Raw genomic sequence first — 2,089 nt, forward strand, 5'->3', positions numbered from 1 at the left:
CTGATTTCGTATAATGTGCGCAGGATTATGTTATTTGCATCATCTCTCCAGTGGAGAAAACAAAAAGCTATGTTAAATCAAACATAGCTTTTTTTTTCTTTGTAGGATGCATTTAACATCAATCTGCATTATACGAAATTTGTCGGGCAGTGAAGTACGACGTTTCTAATGTCGTACTTAACTCCCATATTTAGGAGTTTTACTCGTCTTTTTTTAGTATTTTTCTTCTATATTCCAATACATCATCCTCACTTAATTTATCTAAGTGTTTGTAGATTAGAGCATTTAGAACATCTGTATTCTGTATTTCCATTCTAAGCTTGTACTTGATTTCCCATTTTGCAGTTTCAAGTTTATCTGCCAACTCGTCTCTAACTCTGATTTGTACTGAAGCCATTTACTGCACCAATGTGTCATGATGTCTAAAAGTATACTTTGTGTTGCACTGACACAGTGTGTCGTGGTATCGTTCCGTCATTAATGTGTCCCTGTGTCAGTGATTCAATGATCGATTTTGCAGAAATACGCTTATTCGTAAAAGACGAATTTGTCATTTCAGATAGAAGTGGCGAGCAATTTCTGTTGTCTTTAAATTTGTTGGAACTTGGCGTTACTGTTGGTTCTCGTGATGTTTATCTTGATGAACATGGCAAGATGCAAGTAGGGGCCTTATATCATCCTTATGATGATCTTCCGACTTCATTTACAAATGTTGCTTTTAAGCTTGTACACGAAGGCAAAATTAAACCGCATGTCATGATTAAGTGTTCACCAGCAAAGATCATGCAAGGTCATAATATTTTCGGTTCAGATAATTTAGAGCTTGGTATTTTTGAAATGCTTGGCTATTTGGCTGAATCAAATCCTAAGCTTTATGAAATTCTTGACGTACAGAATGCACAAATTGTAAATCTTGACGTGACTTATTCAGCTCGTCTAAAAAATGATGACCAAGTTCTAAGTGTTCTTGATTTTCTGCGCAAGGTCTCCAGTGGTTCACTTCGTAAATCTAAATTAGTTTACGGCTCCACAGTCTACTGGGGATCACCTAATTCTAAGCGTTTGGCTCGTAAAGCTTATTGCAAGTCTATTGAGTTTCAGCTTCAGCTAAAAAAATTAAAACGTCTTGCTGCTAAAGGTGAAGTTTTTGCAATTCGTGTGATTAAAGCAATGGAAGATCCGCGCGTTATTGCATTCATGCAGGGCTTACTTCGTTTAGAAACTCGCTTTAAACCGTTATGGCTTACTGAACATGGCATTCCTTTGAATGTCTTTGAATTGATTAAACATCAACATGCAAATCCGAATTTTTTAACTGAACTCTGGCAATTGGCCAATAAACCTTTATTTGAAGCACTGGAGGGTCACACGATGAAAGCCCTTGATCATGACACTGTTTTTGCAAAGATCTGTACCGTATTTGATACCTATACAAAGTCTGGACGTTTATCACAAACCAAGTCCCGCAACATTTTTAATTTTTTCTGTGCGCTTGAGTTGCACGGTGCTGAAACACTTAAAAAGAAATATTCAGAAACTCGTTATTACGCTTATATCAAGGATTTAAGAGCTTGTGGCTTTTCAAAAGCATATTTGCAAAACCTTGATTCTGAATCAAAAAATAACGTCATTCCGTTTGTTCAACTTGTAAAAATCGACTTCCAAAATCAGGTACCAGACTGGTATCAGGAACCACAATCACGCTTTGCTAAGGTAGGTTAATCATGCATCTTTCAATCACTGGAAAATTAGAAAACGTATCTGTTTATGAAGATAAAGAGAAAAACGTCAATTATCACAGCCTTGTTTTTACAAAGAACATTTGGTCAAACAAATTGAACCGCGACACAGAAGAAGTCGTTTCTGTATCAATTCCTCAAAAGCTGAATTGGACAGTTCCAGAGTTTAAAAAAGTCGTTGGTAAAACCATTTCATTCAATGTGAATGAACGTACTTTTAATAAAAATATTGCTGGTCAAACCGTCCAGACGTTCGCAGGTTTTGCGCTTGCTGATGATGGCAAGTTTGTTATTCAGGATTAAGTCTATATAAATTAAAGGCTTAATTATACCATTTCGTATAATGTATA

3 protein-coding genes are annotated in these 2,089 nt (G+C 36.0%); 2 read left to right on the forward strand and 1 reads right to left on the reverse strand.

Features of this window, described 5'->3' with window-relative positions:
- Window positions 1-199: 199 nt before the first annotated feature.
- Window positions 200-397 carry a hypothetical protein gene (locus D7V32_RS16885; protein ID WP_120403929.1) on the reverse strand — a complete coding sequence of 66 codons (198 nt, stop codon included), beginning with the start codon at window positions 395-397 and terminating at the stop codon, window positions 200-202.
- A gap of 107 nt (window positions 398-504) precedes the next feature.
- Here D7V32_RS16885 and D7V32_RS16890 point away from each other — a divergent pair, with 107 nt between their 5' ends.
- Both D7V32_RS16890 and D7V32_RS16895 read left to right on the forward strand, forming a co-directional pair.
- Window positions 505-1,722, forward strand: coding sequence for a phage/plasmid replication protein, II/X family (locus D7V32_RS16890; RefSeq protein WP_120403930.1), 1,218 nt, complete (start codon window positions 505-507; stop codon window positions 1,720-1,722).
- Window positions 1,723-1,724: 2 nt separating this feature from the next.
- Window positions 1,725-2,042, forward strand: a complete 318-nt coding sequence (locus tag D7V32_RS16895; RefSeq protein ID WP_120403931.1) for a hypothetical protein — start codon at window positions 1,725-1,727, stop codon at window positions 2,040-2,042.
- The last annotated feature ends 47 nt before the right edge of the window (window positions 2,043-2,089 follow it).

Origin of the sequence: Acinetobacter tianfuensis (genome assembly GCF_003611465.1) — a bacterium.
Lineage (GTDB): Bacteria > Pseudomonadota > Gammaproteobacteria > Pseudomonadales > Moraxellaceae > Acinetobacter > Acinetobacter tianfuensis.

Bases quoted from the DNA above. Each gene is read 5' to 3' on its own strand.
- D7V32_RS16885 (WP_120403929.1), bottom strand. From the start codon at position 397: ATGGCTTCAGTACAAATCAGAGTTAGAGACGAGTTGGCAGATAAACTT.
- D7V32_RS16890 (WP_120403930.1), top strand. From the start codon at position 505: ATGATCGATTTTGCAGAAATACGCTTATTCGTAAAAGACGAATTTGTC.
- D7V32_RS16895 (WP_120403931.1), top strand. From the start codon at position 1,725: ATGCATCTTTCAATCACTGGAAAATTAGAAAACGTATCTGTTTATGAA.